14 protein-coding genes are annotated in these 18,508 nt (G+C 33.4%); 7 read left to right on the forward strand and 7 right to left on the reverse strand.

All coding sequences use genetic code 11. The features are described 5' to 3' along the window. Nucleotides 1-3,158: TraB/GumN family protein (locus tag AAC053_RS07075; protein WP_339754616.1), on the reverse strand; the 3,158-nt coding region annotated here is incomplete at its 3' end. A gap of 422 nt (nucleotides 3,159-3,580) precedes the next feature. On the opposite strand from AAC053_RS07075, the gene hemH reads away from it, so the two are divergent. From hemH to AAC053_RS07105, 6 genes are all read left to right on the forward strand, one after another. Then, nucleotides 3,581-4,615: a ferrochelatase gene (gene hemH, locus AAC053_RS07080; RefSeq protein ID WP_339754618.1), complete on the forward strand. Its 1,035-nt coding sequence runs from the start codon at nucleotides 3,581-3,583 to the stop codon at nucleotides 4,613-4,615. A 70-nt stretch (nucleotides 4,616-4,685) separates the two neighbouring features. Next, nucleotides 4,686-7,790: a glycosyl hydrolase gene (locus AAC053_RS07085; protein WP_339754620.1), complete on the forward strand. Its 3,105-nt coding sequence runs from the start codon at nucleotides 4,686-4,688 to the stop codon at nucleotides 7,788-7,790. Beyond that, nucleotides 7,790-8,338 (forward strand): CopD family protein, encoded by a 549-nt coding sequence (locus tag AAC053_RS07090; RefSeq protein WP_339754622.1) that lies wholly within the window; start codon nucleotides 7,790-7,792, stop codon nucleotides 8,336-8,338. The genes AAC053_RS07085 and AAC053_RS07090 overlap by 1 nt, the downstream gene beginning before the upstream one ends. Before the next feature lie 72 nt (nucleotides 8,339-8,410). After that, a complete protein-coding gene (locus AAC053_RS07095) occupies nucleotides 8,411-9,865 on the forward strand; it encodes an ATP-binding protein (RefSeq protein ID WP_339754624.1) in 1,455 nt (484 codons plus the stop codon). Between the two features lie 131 nt (nucleotides 9,866-9,996). Next, nucleotides 9,997-10,779, forward strand: a complete 783-nt coding sequence (locus AAC053_RS07100) for an enoyl-CoA hydratase-related protein (RefSeq protein WP_339754627.1) — start codon at nucleotides 9,997-9,999, stop codon at nucleotides 10,777-10,779. A gap of 299 nt (nucleotides 10,780-11,078) precedes the next feature. Beyond that, on the forward strand, nucleotides 11,079-11,858 hold the full coding sequence (locus tag AAC053_RS07105; protein ID WP_339754630.1) for a hypothetical protein: 780 nt from the start codon (nucleotides 11,079-11,081) through the stop codon (nucleotides 11,856-11,858). Nucleotides 11,859-11,916: 58 nt separating this feature from the next. Here AAC053_RS07105 and AAC053_RS07110 read toward each other — a convergent pair whose 3' ends face one another. From AAC053_RS07110 to AAC053_RS07125, 4 genes are all read right to left on the reverse strand, one after another. Continuing rightward, the gene (locus AAC053_RS07110) at nucleotides 11,917-12,573 is read right to left on the reverse strand and encodes an HD domain-containing protein (RefSeq protein WP_339754633.1); all 657 of its coding nucleotides are present in this window, start codon (nucleotides 12,571-12,573) and stop codon (nucleotides 11,917-11,919) included. An 8-nt stretch (nucleotides 12,574-12,581) separates the two neighbouring features. Then, nucleotides 12,582-13,562 carry an acyl-ACP desaturase gene (locus AAC053_RS07115; RefSeq protein ID WP_339754635.1) on the reverse strand — a complete coding sequence of 327 codons (981 nt, stop codon included), beginning with the start codon at nucleotides 13,560-13,562 and terminating at the stop codon, nucleotides 12,582-12,584. A 19-nt stretch (nucleotides 13,563-13,581) separates the two neighbouring features. Then, a complete protein-coding gene (locus tag AAC053_RS07120; protein ID WP_339754636.1) occupies nucleotides 13,582-14,319 on the reverse strand; it encodes a lysophospholipid acyltransferase family protein in 738 nt (245 codons plus the stop codon). 144 nt (nucleotides 14,320-14,463) lie between these two features. Next, nucleotides 14,464-14,874: a BrxA/BrxB family bacilliredoxin gene (locus AAC053_RS07125; protein ID WP_339754639.1), complete on the reverse strand. Its 411-nt coding sequence runs from the start codon at nucleotides 14,872-14,874 to the stop codon at nucleotides 14,464-14,466. Between the two features lie 273 nt (nucleotides 14,875-15,147). Between AAC053_RS07125 and AAC053_RS07130 the strand changes: the two genes are divergently transcribed. Next, nucleotides 15,148-15,945, forward strand: coding sequence for a TerB family tellurite resistance protein (locus tag AAC053_RS07130; protein WP_339754642.1), 798 nt, complete (start codon nucleotides 15,148-15,150; stop codon nucleotides 15,943-15,945). A gap of 262 nt (nucleotides 15,946-16,207) precedes the next feature. Here the strand turns inward: AAC053_RS07130 and AAC053_RS07135 are convergent, their stop codons facing one another. Continuing rightward, entirely contained in the window at nucleotides 16,208-17,368 is a 1,161-nt protein-coding gene (locus AAC053_RS07135) for a metal ABC transporter permease (RefSeq protein WP_339754645.1), read from the reverse strand. Further along, nucleotides 17,361-18,488, reverse strand: a complete 1,128-nt coding sequence (locus AAC053_RS07140; protein WP_339754646.1) for a metal ABC transporter permease — start codon at nucleotides 18,486-18,488, stop codon at nucleotides 17,361-17,363. The genes AAC053_RS07135 and AAC053_RS07140 overlap by 8 nt, the downstream gene beginning before the upstream one ends. Between the last annotated feature and the right edge of the window lie 20 nt (nucleotides 18,489-18,508).

Consider the following 18,508-nt stretch of genomic DNA (forward strand, 5'->3'; position numbering starts at 1 on the left):
GATAATAACTTAGACTTTGCAAATTGTTGCTGGTCGATATTAATAGATTTTAGCTTGCCTAAGAGTTTTTCTTCATCTAACTCTTCTAAGAGTAAGTATTGATTTTCTTCATCATCAAGTATTTTTTCTTTTAATTTTCCTGGAATTGTCTCTTTGTTTTTAGTTAATAACACATAATATTTTACCAATGCATTTTTGTCATCAACATTGAGTAATTTTTCAAAGAAATCTTGGGCAGTTCGCTCTTTTCTGTATGGATAAATGAGTTTAACATAAGTAGATAAACCATTAGAATACGAGTTATTACCCAAACTTCGTTTTACTTCTATTTTACCATCATTTATTAATTGATTTTTATACTTGGAATAACTTTTTAGTTTAATAAAGCAGCTATCTTTTACTCTTGCCAGCAGATTATACAGTGGTTGTTTGTATTCATTTATTGTGCTGTATTGTAGTATTTTAGGAAATAGTGATGCCTTTAACTCTAGAGAATCTTTTCCGTAATAATTATAAAAAATACGACCAACTCCACCTAAAGGCAAGTCGCGTTCCATAAGGTCTAAAGTTAAATTATAATTATCCTTTTTGTTAGAATCTAAGAGGCCTTCTAAAATAGCAATTTGCGTTTGAGGATCCGAATAACTATCGTGATACAATTGTTTTATAAATGGTAAATTATTCTTTAAATCTATTTCAATGAGTTTTTCAACGAGATGAGACTTTATGTCTAAACGCTCTTTTTCGAATTTAAAACCTTTAAGTACAGAAACAATCTCTTTGCTGTGGTGTTTTTTAAATTTAATTAGGCTATAAGATTCTAAGATAATGCTGTCATTTGCTCGCAAGGCTTCAAAAAATAGTTTGGTTTTATCTTCAAGTACATTTTTACCTAGAAGCGTATCTTTTGGTTGAAACGAATTGTAGAATTCAGTTACAAAACTAGATGGACCGCTTATAGAATCCACCAATGTTTTCAACTCAAAAAGCACACCTTCCTTTAAAATGTTTTTTACCAACACTTGTTTTGCACTTGCTGAATCTGTGTAACTAAAACGATAAAAATATATATTATCAATTTTTGATTTAGAACGATTAGAAATCTTGAATTTTTTCTTAGAAATATAATAGCGATTGCTATAATTAATCTTATCATCTAAGTCTTTCCATATGCTATCCACGTTATGATACATCTGTAGATCGTGAAACTTGGTTCGAGAGATTATGATTTGTTCATTAGCTTGCGTAGAATAGGTGATCTCTTTTAGGGTTTGCTCATAATTTTTTGGTTTTTGGCTACCATTATAATTATAATTATACGGATTTGGTGATGGAGCTTTGGCATTTGTTCTTACAGAAAAATGTAAAGACGTATCCATAATTTTTTCAAAATCTGTATAGTCCGTTTTATTGAATTTAAAAGACTTAAAAAAAGACGTTTTATCAGCTTCGTTTTCACCTACATAACCTAAGAGATAATAACTTCCATCTTTTGCAATAGTTTTTAGATGTAAATTTTTGTTTGATGTTGAATCTAAAACCGCATAAGATTCATACGTTTTATAATCACCTGCTTTAAAACCTCCACCTGATTCAGTAAGTTTGTAGTTTTTGTATAATGCATGATGAAAATACTTGGCTTCAAAACTATCTTCTTCAATGTAAGATATATCGTTTAAAACCGCTTCTTCCACAAAATAATAGGCATCATTTTTATAACCTTCTAATAATTTTTTACCATAATTATTCATATTGCTAGAGACATAATATTCTGGGAAATTCACTTCAAATTTTTTATGTGGTGCTACAAATTGTGTATTTGAGTTTGAAGGACTTTTTAAGACAATAGAGTTAAAAATTTCAGCTTGATGTTTCAGCACAAAATCGCTGCGACCAGCAAATTTTATAATGATAATTTCTAAAGGTGTTTGGTAAATATGATATTTCTGAAACTCTCCCTTCTTTGTTTTATTTACAATACTTATGCCTGGATAAGGTGTCGTTAATTCTTCTTTTTTAATAATATCACCAGGAATATCTTCATATAATAAATCGTCAATATCTTTTAAAGTAATATTATCTTTTTCGTTTGGTAAATACAAAAAGCGACTCATTCTGTTTACGGTTAAATAAGCACCATTAGTCATATCTGGATCTAAATAATATTTTTGCCCAGCATAAGACAACTCTCTCAACTCATCGTAGGTCTTTAAGCCTAAAAAACCATCAGGTGAATAATGCATTTTAAGTTTGGGAGCTACAAACAGACTATCGAGCTTTGTTTTTTCTATTTTGCTGAAATCCGATTGTTCTGAGACTAATGCTTTAACTGTATAACCTCTTTGACGGAGCCTATTAATAATGCCTCTGTCTCCTGGTAAATGTGCAGCACCAACACCAGCAAATACAGATTTGGTTGGCATTAGCTTTTCTAAAGAAATAACCATATTTTCATTTCGAATATAAAGCATGTTCTCACGATAGAATTCAGTATTAACTCCAGCACCAATAGAATCTAATAAATCTAAATTTCTATCGCGATATAAGTTTTCTTGAATGAGGTAAGGGTTCTCATTAGCATATAATTTTTGTAGCCATGGGTCTAAATCTTTTTTATTGGCATTATAAGCTGCTTTAGTTGTCAAGTATCGCGATTCAGCTAAATCTTCTAGGCCATAGATTTCTTTATTATTTTTCTTACCTGCTTGGAAAATAAACATGTCTAAATAGGTTTCTTCTTCAAAATTATCTGATGCATTATTTTTTCTATATAAATACGCATTAACTGTATTATTGTCCATCCTAACCGAAGCTCTAATCGCAATTTCTTCAGGATGTGTTAATTTGAAAAGGTTGGTATAAAAGTCATTTTTAGGATAGTTATAATATGCCATTTCGTTGAGCATCAAACCATAATTAAAGCCAGGCCAAGTTGTTGGGTCAGACTCTAAAGCAATACAATCACTTTCGTTTAAGGCCTTATAAAACACGTCATCTAATCGAAACGCCACTTTCTTACTAACATGCATAGTGCCATAGAGGTATGACGGGTTTTTAAGACCATTTCCAGTAATTTTCCAAAGTAAACTCTGATATTTTTGTTGAGAGAAACAGACTACTGAAAATAAAATAAGAAATAACAATGTGATTTTTTTCATAATAAAATTTAATCAAGCCTTGTAAAGATATTTAAATTCATGAAACAGTCATAAACAATAAATAAAACTCAACAAAAACAAATACGATAGATGAATCATCCTAAGGTAATAACAAATAAAATTGAAAAATATTTGACGATATAATTAAGATCTCATCTTAACTATTTCTATTTCCTAAAAAAGGACTAAAATCCGTCCATATTTCATCTATTTTCTTATGAGTAGATATGCTATGTATTTCAAAAAAACAGCTTCATCTATACAAATGTTATCTCATTTTAGGTTAAAGACAAAAAGTAAAGATAAGTTCTATAAATAAAACCAATGAAAAGAATTGTAAGCTATTACATATAGAGTTGTATTTTTGCTTTTTATAAAATGCAATGTTAAATTAAAAAGATACCTGCTTTCGCAGGCATAAAATGTCAAAAGGAATCTTATTAGTAAACTTAGGCTCACCTGACAGTCCAAACCCAAAGGATGTAAAGAAATATCTTGGGGAATTTTTAATGGACAAACGTGTTATCGATGTCCCACTTTGGGCACGTAATATTTTAGTGAAAGGAATTATTCTTAATACCAGACCAAAAGCCTCAGCAGCTGCTTATCAAAAAATTTGGTGGGAAGAAGGATCGCCATTAATTGTTTTGTCAGAGCACCTTCAAGAAAAAATTCAGAAAAAGATTGATTTCCCTGTAGCATTAGCTATGCGCTATGGCAGTATGACTATAAAAAAAGGGCTTCAAGAATTAGTAGATAAAGGTGTTGATGATGTATTTTTAATTCCATTATATCCTCAGTTTGCTATGGCAACTACAGAGACTATTTTAGTTTTAGCAGAGGAAATTAGAAAGACAAATTTCCCTAATTTAAAAATATCAGATTTAAAGGCTTTTTACAACAAACCAGATTATATCGAAGTGTTATCAAAAAGCATGGCAAAACATCTTAAAGATAAAGATTACGAGCACTTACTGTTCTCGTTTCACGGTGTTCCCGAACGACATATTAGAAAGAGTGATATAACAAAATCCCACTGCAAAATAGATGGTAGCTGTTGCTCAACGGCTTCACCAGCACATGAGTTTTGTTACAGACATCAATGCAAAGAAGTCACACGATTAGTTGGCGAATATCTTAATTTAGAAAAAGGAACCTATTCTACTAGTTTTCAATCGCGATTAGGTTTCGATCCATGGTTAAGACCATACACAGATAGAACTATTGAGCGTTTTGGTAAAGACGGTCTTAAAAAAATGGCGATTGTAACACCAGCCTTTGTAAGTGATTGTCTTGAGACTTTAGAGGAAATTGCTATGGAAGGAGAAGAAATTTTTCATGAAGTCGGAGGAAAAGAATTCACAACAGTTCCATGCTTAAATGACGATGATGAATGGGTTGCTTTGTTGACCAAATGGATTAATATGTGGGCAACTGCTAAAACTGTTGCAGTATAAAAAGAGATTCTGATTTTTCTTTCGAGGATAATCCGTAATTTTAGGATTCTATAACCAACGAGTTTTTATTATGAAGTCTCCAACCCTATTGGCAGTTTTATTGTTCTTATTTTTTAGTTTAAATCTTCAATCACAAAATTTTCAAGAATCCGATTATGGTGCTCTAGAGTATCGTCTTCTTGGGCCTTTTAGAGGTGGAAGAAGTGCTGCGGTAACAGGTGTGCCTAACCAACCAAACTTATATTACTTCGGTTCTACAGGTGGAGGTATTTGGAAAACAACCAATGGAGGTCGTCAATGGGAAAATATCTCCGATGGTTTTTTTGGTGGTAGTATAGGATCTATTACTGTATCTAAAAGCGACCCAAATGTTATTTATGTTGGAGGTGGTGAAAAAACAGTAAGAGGCAATGTATCTTCAGGTTATGGTATTTGGAAAAGTGAAGATGCTGGTAAAACATGGAAGTATTCCGGATTAAAGAATTCGAGACATGTACCACGTATCGCCGTACATCCTACAAATCACAATATTGTTTATGCAGGTGTTTTAGGTAATATATATAAGCCAACACAAGAACGTGGAGTTTATAAAAGTATTGATGGTGGAAAAACATGGAAGAAAACTTTGTTTTCTAATGAGTATGCTGGAGTTGTAGATTTAATAATGGATCCTACAAACCCAAGAACTTTATATGCGTCAACTTGGCGAATTAACAGGACTCCGTATAGTTTAAATTCTGGCGGAGAAGGCTCTGCACTATGGAAAAGTACTGATAGTGGTGAAACTTGGACAGAGATTTCAGCTAACAAAGGGTTTCCTGAAGGGACTTTAGGGATTATTGGAGTCACTGTGTCCCCTTTGAATAGTCAACGGGTTTGGGCGATTATAGAAAATAAAGATAAAGGCGGATTATATAGAAGTGAGGATGGAGGAGAAACTTGGAATGAAGTCAACAGCGAACGCAAATTGCGTCAACGCGCTTGGTACTACACAAGGCTTTATGCAGATACCGAAGATGTAAATACAGTTTACGTTTTAAATGTACGCTATCATAAAAGTACAGATGGTGGAAAGTCATTTGATACATACAACGCACCACACGGAGATCATCACGATTTATGGATAGCACCAGAAAACCCAAAGCGAATGATTATAGGTGATGATGGAGGAGCACAAGTCACTTTTGATGGAGGCGAAACATGGAGCACCTATCACAATCAACCAACATCACAATTTTATCGAGTAACAACAGATAATGCGTTTCCGTATCGCATTTATGTCGCACAACAAGATAATTCTACGATTAGAATTCCGCATAGAACAGATGGAAGAGCGATTACAGAAGATGATTGGGAAAGTACAGCAGGTGGTGAATCTGCGCATATCGCTGTAGATCCCGAAGATAATGATATTATCTATGGAGGAAGCTATGACGGATTTTTAACACGAAGAAATCATAAAACCGGAACGGTTAGAGCGATAAACGTTTGGCCAGATAATCCTATGGGTCATGGTGCAGAAGGTATGAAGTATCGTTTTCAGTGGAATTTTCCTATTATATTCTCTAAGCATAATCCAAACCGATTATACACCTTTTCACAGCATGTACACGTCACAGAAAACGAAGGGCAGTCATGGGATATTATCAGTCCAGATTTAACCCGTAATGATCCTGAAAAATTAAAATCTTCAGGCGGTCCAATAACACAAGATAATACGTCTGTAGAATATTACTGTACCATTTTCGCAGCCAATGAATCACCATTAAAAGAAGGTTTACTTTGGGTTGGTAGTGATGATGGCTTAATTAATGTAACACAAGATGGTGGTAAAACCTGGACTGATGTTACGCCAAAAGGCATGCCAGAATGGATGATGATTAATAGCATTGAACCTAGTGCTTTCGAAGAAGGGACTTGTTATGTGGCTGGTACAAAATATAAAACAGGTGATTTTTCTCCGTATTTATATAAAACCACCAATTACGGTAAAAATTGGACTAAAATTACAAATGGAATCAATCCAGAACATTTTACAAGAGTGCTAAGAGAAGATCCAAAACGAAAAGGGTTGTTGTATGCTGGGACCGAAACAGGAATGTATATTTCCTTTAATGATGGTAAAGACTGGAAGCCTTTCCAGTTAAATTTACCAATTGTTCCTATTACGGATTTAACAATAAAAGACAACAATCTTATTGTCGCAACACAAGGTCGAAGCCTTTGGATGATTGACGATTTATCTGTTATCCATCAATTGTATGATGCAGATTTAAGCAAAAGTGTATTGTTTAAACCAAAGAATACCTATAGAATGCGAGGAGGAAGCAGAACGGGAAGTAAAACTAATGGCACAAACCATCCTAATGGTGTAATTACATATTTTAATTTGAAGGAATTTAAGGAAGATGATAAAGTGTCTTTAACTTTTTTTGATACCAAAGGAGACACCATTAAAAAGTTTTCATCTAAAGATAAGGAGAATAAACTGACTGTAAAAAAAGGCTCTAATCAATTTGTTTGGGATATGACTTATGATGGAGCAGAGCGTTTAGAAGGTATGATTTTGTGGTGGGCAAGTTTAGAAGGCCCAAGAGCTATACCAGGAGCTTATAAAGTAAACTTAAGGATTGAGGATTCTGTCACATTAAGCAAAGTTGAGATGTCGCAACCATTTACCATTCTTGCAGACCCAAGAGCAGAAAGCACTCTTGCTGATATGAAAAAGCAGTTTATTTTTGTGAAAGATGTAAATAAAACCATGGACGATGCGCACAAATCTATTAAGAAAATAAGAGCGGTTAACAAACAGTTGAATGCATTTCAAAAGCAATATGCAGCTGATGACAATGTGAAAGAATTGGTTGAAAAAGCGAAAGTCCTAGAGGAACAATTGTCTAATATTGAAAAAGAATTGTATCAAACCAAAAATAGAAGCGGACAAGACCCTTTAAACTTTCCGATTAAGTTGACTAATAAATTAGGACATCTAAATTCATTGGTAAGTATGGGTGATTTTGCGCCAACAGAACAAGATATTGCAGTTAAGAATGAATTATCAGGAAAAATAAAAAAGCAACTCGATGCTTTTAATACTATTTTGAATGATGAGGTAAAAGCTTTTAATTTGGCATTCAATGCAAAACAGTTAAACTATTTATTTGTTGAAGATTAATGGAATACTATAATTATATAAAATCCCTACACCTAATTTTTGTCATCACATGGTTCGCTGGCTTATTTTACATTCCAAGATTGTTTGTATATCAAATTGAAGCCTTTCATAAGCCATCGCCAGACAAGGAAATTTTAGGGAAACAGTTAAAGCTAATGTCTAAACGCTTATGGTTTATTATCACATGGCCATCTGCAATTTTAGCTACACTATTTGCAATATGGTTAATGGTTTTAATGCCAAGTTGGTTTCAGCAATCTTGGATGCTTGTTAAATTGGCTTTTGTACTGTTGCTGTTTATTTACCACTATAAAACACATATCTATTACAAACAACTTCAGAAAGATGAAGTAAAAGTGACATCAAGTTTTATGCGTATTTGGAACGAAGGAGCAACATTTATTTTATTTGCAGTTGTATTTCTCGTGATATTAAAAAGTTCTATAAACTGGATTTTTGGAGTCATTGGTATAATTGTACTAGGTATTTTAATTATGTTAGGCTTTAAACTTTATAAAAATATTCGCTCTAAAAATCCAGAAGCCTAGTTGGCTTGATTATTGCGATAATTAAAACTTAAAATATAGAACTAAAAGACACCCGATTTCTTGGGTATTTCAATGAAAATTAAAAGACTGTCCTTAAGAGCAAGAATATTTGTGGCGATGATACTATTAGTGTTGTTAGCATCAATATTAATTGCTGCAGTTACCATTTATCAGTACAAGGAAGAAGCGAAAGACTATCATAGAGAACGATTAGAAAGAAAAGAGAAGGCGATACGTCGTAGTATTAATTTTGCAATTAGAAAAACCACTTATCCAGTAACGACAGAGAATATTCCGCTCATTTTTAAAGAAGAAATTTTTGATATTGATGCGATTCATAATCTACAAATTAATATTTACGACCTAGAAGGCCAATTGCTTATCAGCTCAAAAAGAACCATTAGAAGAGACACTACGGAGCGATGTTTAGATGCGGAAATTTTAAATAAATTATCGAACACCATAGAGCATCGCTATGTCTTAAAAAATCAAGAAAACGGCCAAACATTTCAATCGTCTTATACTTATATCACTGACGCAAAATTTAAAAATCTAGCAATCCTAAATTTACCTTATTTAGAGAATGATGATTTTTTAAATAAAGAGCTTAATGAGTTTTTATTACGTTTAGGTTATGCCTATTTGGCAATGATTGTAGCTGCAATTGTGTTTGCATATTTTATTTCAAAATACATCACAAAATCCCTTAAAACGATTAGTGATAAGATGAATGAAATTAGACTAGAAAAACGCAACAAAAAAATTCAAATAGAATCCTCAAGTGAAGAAATAGAAACTCTAGTCAATTCATACAACAGTATGATTGACGAATTAGAAGATAGTGCAGTCAAATTAGCAACTAATGAGCGTGAGCAAGCTTGGCGAGAAATGGCAAAACAAGTGGCGCACGAGATTAAAAACCCGTTAACACCAATGCGATTAAGTGTGCAGAGTTTTCAAAGAAAATTTAATCCCAAAGATGAAAATATTCATCAAAAAGTAGAAGAATATAGTAATACACTAATTCAGCAAATAGATACTATGAGCTCAATAGCTTCGGCTTTTTCTAATTTCGCTAAGATGCCAGCTCAAAAGAAAGAAGTATTAAATGTGGTGCATATTGTAAAGTTAGCACTAGATATTTTTAACGAACATTATATTACGTTTTACCCAGAAGAAGAAGAAATCATTGCCAAGTTTGATAGAACACAACTTATTAGGGTGGTCACCAACTTAGTTAAAAACGGGATTCAATCGATACCTGATGATTCTGAAAACCCAAAAATAGAAGTTCGAGTTTTTAGCGAAGGAGATACTGTGAATATTACTGTAGAAGATAATGGTTCTGGTATTTCTGAAGACAATAAGGCTAAAGTATTCGAGCCAAAATTTACAACTAAAACTAGTGGTATGGGATTAGGTTTAGCGATGGTAAAAAAGATTGTGGAAACTTATAACGGAAGTATTACCTTTACATCTCAGCAAGAAATAGGAACCACTTTTACGGTTGCTTTTCCTAAGGAATAGAATTCCTGCGTAGGCAGAATTCTCATAATAAATAAACAAAAACTATAGTTTAAGGATAACAATTCACAAAAGTGTTTTAAACTATATAACAATAGGATTCCCACTTTTGTGGGAATAAAACAAAGTTTTTTATGAACTACGAAAACATACTATCAGAATTCTCAAACGGAATAACAACAATCACTATCAACAGACCAAAAAAATTAAATGCGTTAAATAAAGACACCATTCAAGAATTACATGATGCATTTGATGCTGCTAATAAAGACAGCAACACCAAAGTAATCATTATTACAGGTAGTGGAGAAAAAGCCTTTGTAGCTGGTGCAGACATTAGTGAATTTGCTAATTTTAACGTTAATGAAGGCGGAAAATTAGCAGCTCAAGGTCAAGCTTTGTTGTTCGATTTTGTTGAAAACTTAAGCACACCAGTTATAGCAGCAGTTAATGGTTTTGCCCTTGGTGGCGGACTAGAGTTGGCTATGGCTTGTCATTTTAGAGTAGCCAGTAGCAATACAAAAATGGGATTGCCAGAAACTTCATTGGGTGTTATTCCTGGTTATGGTGGCACACAACGTTTACCACAATTAGTTGGTAAAGGTAGAGCTATGGAACTAGTAATGACAGCTGGTATGATTGATGCTAATCAAGCTTTAAGTTATGGTTTGGTAAACCATGTCGTTGAGCAAGAAGAATTGTTACCGCTTTGCGAGAAGATAGCAAGTAAGATTATGCGTAATTCTTCTGTTGCCATTGGTAAAGCGATAAAAGCGATTAATGCTAATTATAAAGACGGTAAAGATGGCTACAAAGTAGAGATCAAACAATTTGGAAAATGTTTTGGCACTGAAGATTTCGTTGAAGGGACGACGGCTTTTTTAGAGAAGCGTAAGGCTGATTTTCCTGGTAAATAAAATAGGATAAAAATTTTAGACAGATTTGCCTAAAATTATTTAAAGAAAATAAATTCAGTAAATATTTAATTTGTTATTGGCTAAATAATCTTTATAGTCATTGGAATTTTAATTGCGCTTCAAATAAACGATTCGAAGACATAAGAAATTTAATTGATGCAAAGTTGCTAACTGAAAAATAACAAAACTCTTCCTACACAATTTACTAATAACTAAATTTCTTACAATTATACAGTTAAGCCTTTGGTTTTTTTTTATTACGAATTATATTTGCACCTCAATTAAAACGATTTAATATTATGAAACTAAAATTTTATCTCTTTATCTTTCTTTTTTTTGTTACTATAACTAGCTGTAACGACTCTACTTCAGATGAGTTCGATGAAGCTAATCCCGATGCTGTAGCAAGATATATAGAAACCATTAACATAGTATCTGCACAAGATTCTGAGGAGAATACTACAATTACCGTTAATTATGATGCTAATAATAGAGTATCAAATGTTACAGATGGTGAAGAGAGCAGCATTTTTGTTTATAATAATAATGAACTAAGTAACATTAGCGGTCAAGGAGATAATTTAAACATAGAAGAATTATATGAATCTCCTTATAACGCTTTTGAAACAGGTGAAGTTACTGAATACGATAATAATGGTAATCCAATAATGATAACATTCTTAGAGTATGAATACGATTATATGAATAACGTTGAGGTCGAAGTTGAATATACCGCTGAAATTTCTTATGATGCTAATCCTAACCCATACTTCTATACTTTAGATGCGGCAGGTGTAATCGATGTTTTAGATAATGTCGATTTAAATTTAACAATGAACGCCTCTAGTACAGAGGTTGTGCAAGCTCGATTATTATTTCCATTAAATAACATTACTAGTATTACATATAGAGATGATAGCGATAGTGTGATTTTTAATATAGATGCAGATTACGTTTATAACAGTGTTAACTATCCTGTTTCTGGAACTGTAACTGCAATTAGCTATGGTGAGGACTTTAATGGACAACCAGAAAATGAAACAAATATTTATTCTGCTAACTATACTTATAGAAACTAAGTATTAACTTAAAAAATAAAAAAAGTATGATTTTGAAATATTCAAAATCATACTTGTTTTATTTTTTCCCTTCCCACTCAGCATAAAACTGTTTCAGAAAGTCTTCCATATACTTATGTCGTTCTAAGGCAATTCGTTTACCAGATTTTGTGTTCATCAGGTCTTTTAGCAGCAACAATTTCTCATAAAAATGATTAATTGTTGGAGCCTCAGCAGCTTTGTATTCTGCTTTAGTCATACTTAAGTTTGGGTTAATTTTAGGATTATAGAGTGCTCTATTTTTAAAGCCACCATAATTAAAACAGCGCGCAATTCCAATAGCTCCAATAGCATCTAATCGGTCTGCATCTTGTACTACTTCCATTTCTTTAGATGTAAAATTTGAATCTATATCAAAGGAATTTTTGAAGGACAAGTTTTCGATAATCTGAGTGACATGCTCAATAATCTCACTGTCTATATCATGTTTTAATAGAAATTCACTAGCGACTCTTGGACCAATAGTTTCATCACCATTATGAAATTTAGGATCTGCAATATCATGTAATAATGCAGCTAAAGAAACGACTTTAATATTAACTGCTTCGTGTTTAGCTATTAATAAGGTGTTTTTGTACACACGTTCTATATGAAACCAATCATGGCCACCTTCTGCTCCTAGAAGTTTAGATTTTACAAAAGCCTTGGTAGCTTCAATAATGTCAATCGTTTCCATAATATCCTTTAAGCAGGATCAACCCATTTAAATTGAAAGGAATTTTCGGGTATTTTAATACGTTCAGATAGGCGATACATCCTTGGTGGTAATTTCATTAAATAATCTCTGGCTTTCTCAGCTTCTTCATTTAAACCAGATATATTGCCTATTTCCCAACGATCAATAAGTTTTTGTAGAATATCTACATAATCGGTAGATGTATAAACACCAATACGTTGTGCTGTGTTAGAAAATTCTTCGAAAGCTGTACCGATCTTATCTCCAGATTCTCTAAGAAAATGTGCTGGCATGGCAATTTTGCGTTTCATCATATCATGAAAAGCCATCATCATTTGACTTGGATCTACAGCAAAAATACGCTCAACAAACTCAGAATAAGCGTGATGGTGACGCATTTCATCACCTGAAATAATTCTACACATCTTAGCGAGTTGTTTATTCCCTTTTTGCTTAGCAATTTTGGCTACACGATTGTGTGAAACATAAGTTGCTAATTCCTGAAAGCTTGTATAAACAAAGTTTTTATAAGGATCTCTATCTGTGCCAATATCAAAACCATCGTTAATTAAATATTGTGTGGTCTTTTCGATTTCTTTCATGTTAACACGTCCAGAAAGATACAGGTATTTATTAAGCACATCTCCATGGCGGTTTTCTTCACCTGTCCACTGTCGTATCCATTTAGCCCAACCGTTACCTTCTACTTGGTCTATACCTTCAACATCCATAAGCCAAGATTCGTAACTCGGTAAAGCTTCTTCGGTAATCATATCACCAACTAAAACCACCCAAAAATCGTATGGTAAATCTTTAGAGAGCTCTCTTATTTCCCTAACGTCATCATAAAACGACTCTTTGGTAGAGTCTGGTAAAAAATCTGTAGGTTGCCAAATATTTTCAACAGGAATTAAATATTTTTCGATAAGAGATTCTACATCTTTTTCAAGATGTTGCATCACTTCTAATCGGATGTTTTTTAACGACATATTGATGGGATTATGATGGTTAGTTCTGAATTGATTCTACAATTGTTTTTTCAACTTGAAGAATTAATTCAGTCTTATCCGTAAAGTTAGCAATTTCTAGGGGCTTATGCACCGTAAATTTTATATGATTTCCAATTCCCATAGGAAATTTACCGTACCTCAACATCTTCCAAGAATTGTTTACCGTTATTGGAACAATCAATGCAGAAGGTGCTTTTTTTATTAGAATTTCGAGTCCTTTGGTCCTAAAAGGTCTTGGTGCACCATCCTTACTGCGAGTTCCCTCTGGAAAAATTACTGCTGCACGATTAGTAGATTCAATATATTCACCAAATTTCATCATAGCAGGCAAGGCTTGACGAGGATTTTTGCGATCTATTAAAACCGAACCTCCATGGCGTAAATTATGTGAGACACTCGGTATTCCTTTACCCAATTCCTTCTTAGCAACAAACTTAACATGGTGTTTGCGCATATACCACATTATTGGAGAAATGTCGTACATACTTTGGTGGTTAGAAATTATGAGTAGTGGTTTGTTGGCAGAAATTTGATGCAGATTTTTAAATGTAAACCTTGTGCCTAAAATATTAAGACATCGCATTAAACAAAACTGCATGGCATCAACACTTTTCTTGTGAGCTTGGTAACCCAAAACATTAAGAGCAAACCATTGTATAGGGTGAAAAAGGACTAAGGTTAATCCAAAGCAAATAAGATAAAGGACTGTTAGTGGGTAAGCTAATATTTTTTGCATGGCATAAAATTAAAAAACCACAATTAAAATCGTGGTCTTTTATTTAAAAACTTCTGTCATTGCGATGTTGACTTTTTGTCAACAGGGGCAATCTGTTTACTTAGAGAGATTACCACGTCATTTCATTCCTCGTAATGACGAATATTAACAATGCTCGTTATAAGCATCCATTAGATTCTCTGAAATTAATTCTGCCGGACGACCTTCAATATGGTGACGCTCTAGCATGTGTACTAATTCTCCGTCTTTAAATAAAGCTATGCATGGCGAACTTGGAGGAAAAGGAACCATATGTGCTCTTGCTGCATCAACAGCGTCTTTATCAACACCTGCGAAAACTGTGACGATATGGTTTGGACGCTTGGCGTTTTCTAAACTCATTCTAGCTCCAGGTCTAGCATTTGCTGCCGCACAACCACAAACCGAATTTATAACCACTAAAGTTGTTCCTTCTTTTGCAATGGCATTATCTACAGCTTCTGTTGTATGTAATTCTTCAAAACCTACCTTGGTTAAATCCTCACGCATTGGTTTTACTAATTCTGCTGGGTACATATTTTTGTATTTTAATTAATCTAAATTGAATTGCAAAGATAATGAAAAATAGTCCGTACTAAGGTCTATTAAGTTGGTAGTTTTAATGATACTATTTTAGTTTTCTATAGTTTGAATTGAAAAAAAATGAACGCTATTTACTAACATATAGTATATTTACTTGGGGAATTATAAAGGTCATGTTTTTGACCTCGTGAATCTGCTTAGAGTCTATATGAAATAAGAATGTTTGGGTTTGGAAGATTTATACATTCATAAAATTTAAAATATAATATGAGTTTTGCAAAATGGATTGGTGGTGCGATAGGTTGGTCTTTTGGTGGTCCAATCGGAGCTATAATTGGGTTGGCTCTTGGGAGTTTTGTCGATAATTTAGCTGGCAATAGCACTCCTTTATTAGATGAACAACAAACAAGACGACGACACAATCCTTATCGTACAGTACCAAATTATAATGGCCGTAAATCACAACCATCGCGATCACAAACCCAATCTGGAGATTTTGAAGTTAGCTTATTAATACTTGCTTCTATAATTATAAAAGCTGACGGTAAACAAGATCAACGCGAACTCGATTTTGTACGTCAACAGTTCACCAATATGTATGGCAAGCAACGGGCTAATAAAGCTTTTGAATTGTTTAAGCGTATCACCAAACAAAACATATCTACAAGACAAGTTTGTTTGCAGATTAAGCAAATGATGGATCATGCATCACGTTTGCAATTGCTTCACTTTTTATTTGGAATTGCTAAAGCAGATGGACAAGTTACTGAAGATGAAATACGACAAATTTATACTATGTCTGGTTATTTAGGTATTAGTAATAAAGACTATGAAAGCATTAAAGCGATGTTCTATAACAGTACAAATAATGCTTATAAAGTCTTAGAAATTGATAAATCAGTATCTGATGGTGAGGTTAAAAAAGCATATAGGCATATGGCCAAAAAATACCATCCAGACAGAGTTGGGCATTTAGGAAAAGAACATCAAGAAGGTGCTGAAGCGAAGTTTAGACAGGTACAGGAAGCTTATGAGCATATTCAGAAGGAGCGTGGGTTTAAGTAGAGTATTCAGTTTATAATTGCAGTAGATGGTCACAGTTTACATTTGCTTACTGATGCGATAGGCCTAATATTAAAAAACTCAAAAAAATTCCCAAAACAAGATTTACTCTTATCTAATGCCCAGACGTTATCCAATGATAAATGGCTTATTTCTGTTGGTGATTTAAAGTTGAATAAAACTTTTAATTGAGATTCTTCGCTGCGCTCTGAATGACATAACGTAAAGCTTATGTCATTCAAAAGGAACAGAGTGACTGAAGAATCTAACCTCTAAACAAAAAGAAATCATCCTTCATGTCTTCTATTTGCGCATCTTCATTGGTGATAATGTAATTGATGGCTTTAGATGTAAATTCATCTCCTTTTTTTGTCAATGAAACGATATTATTTTTAATATGAATCATATTATTTTTTTGAGCTAAATCTAACACGCTTTTTGAGCGTACCTTTTGCCAATTAATATGTTCGTTTAAGTGTTTTACATGACGTTCTGTTTCTTCGTCATGATTCTTTAAGTGCAATAAAAATGTGAGTAAAGAGACTTCAATACGTTGTTGTCGTTCTCTATAAGTTACCGCAATAATACCTTTTGTTGGAGCAAATAAATAAACTAATAAAAATACTAATCCAAGAATTGTTGTGATAGAACCTGCAATTGAAGTATCCAGCCAATGCGCAACCCAATAACCGAAAATGGCGCTTAAAATTCCAAAACTAATCGCTAATGCCAACATCTTCTTTAAATCTGTCGTCAACAAATAAGCAGCAGCAGCAGGTGCTATCATTAAAGCGACAACCAGAATAGCTCCAACTGCATCAAAAGCACCAACAGTAGTGATAGATGAAACAGACATTAATCCGTAATGAATAATCGCAGGCGAAAACCCTAAAGAAGCTGCAAGCCCTTTATCGAAAGTGCTAATTTTTAATTCTTTAAAGAATGTGATTAATAAGGTTATTGTAATTAACAGAATTGTTCCAATAATCCATAATGACTTTGGACCGACATCAGTTCCGCTAATAATTAACCTGTCAAATGGTGCGAAAGCCAATTCACCTAGTAGAACAGCATCTACATCTAAATGTACGTCATTAGCATTTTTGGCAATCATAATAACACCAATACTAAATAGAGCTGGAAAAACAAGGCCTATGGCTGTGTCTTCTTTAACTAATCCTGTTTTTTGAATATACTCAACTAAAATTACAGTAATAATCCCTGTTAATGCTGCTAATAAAATAAGTACAGGCGAATTTAAATCGTGAGTAATAAAGAAACCTACAACAATACCAGGTAAGATAGAATGACTAATGGCATCACTAATCATTGCCATTTTTCTAAGAACCAAAAAAGTCCCAGGAATAGCACAAGCAACTGCAACTAAACTTGCTATAAGCTGTATTTCTAATTGTGCGCTACTCATCGGTTTCGTTTTGTTGGCTATATAAATTCTTGGCAGTATTAAAACCTAGAGCGGTTAAACTCCACATAGTTCCTTTAAGAGTAACGAAGCCTTTATCGACTAATTTTTGAAGGGTACTTTTTGTATAGCCTTGAAAGTTGTTCAATATTTTAATAGTATGTGGGTGCGAAATATTTTCATGAGTTTCCGCAATATGATGCATAAAGGCTAAGGTTTTATGTAGTTCTAAATCGCGACGGTTTTTTATGAATCGAATTTGCTTAAATAATAATCCTCTGCTAGGTGAAAATATAAACGAAAAGATGACGAATACTGCTGCTACAAGTACGATCACTGGACCAGTAGATAAATTATTCTGGCTCGCACTAATTGCAGTTCCGATAACTCCCGAAAATGCACCAAATATAGCCGCTAAAAACACCATTACCGCTAAACTATTGGTCCATTGCCTAGCAGCAGCAGCAGGTGCTAAAAGCATCGCGCTCATTAAAACAACTCCTACTGTTTGTAATCCTAAAACAATAGCAAGGACGATAAAACTTGTTATAAGAATATCTATGGTTTTAGTATTAAACCCAAGCGTTTTGGTATAATCTACATCAAATAAGAGAATTTTAAATTCCTTCCAGAAAACGAGCATAACCAAAAGGCAAATCCCTGTTACAATAGCCATCATCCATACATCACTTTCTACTAAAGTAGCAGATTGTCCGAATAAATATTTATCTAAACCTGCTTGATTGGCATTAGGTTGCTTTTGGATAAAGGTTAATAATAACATTCCGAATCCAAAAAATAAAGACAGAATTAGACCAAGTGCTGTATCGGATTTTAAATGTGTTTTTGTAACAATGCCACGTATCCAAAAAGTTCCGATAAGTCCACTAACTAAGGCTCCAATGAGTAATGTGTTACTATCTTTTGTTCCTGTGATTAAAAAAGCTATAGCAATTCCTGGTAATGCAGCGTGCGAAATGGCGTCTCCGAGTAAACTTTGTTTTCTAAGTACTGCGAAACTACCAAGCATACCACAAACAGCTCCAAGAATTGCAGTTCCTAAAGTAATGGTTCTTAGCGTATAGTCTGTAAATACAAGTTTTATGTATTCTGTTATATCCATTTGTTATTCTGAATTTGTTT

This window comes from uncultured Winogradskyella sp., from assembly GCF_963975125.1.
Classification (GTDB): Bacteria; Bacteroidota; Bacteroidia; order Flavobacteriales; family Flavobacteriaceae; genus Winogradskyella.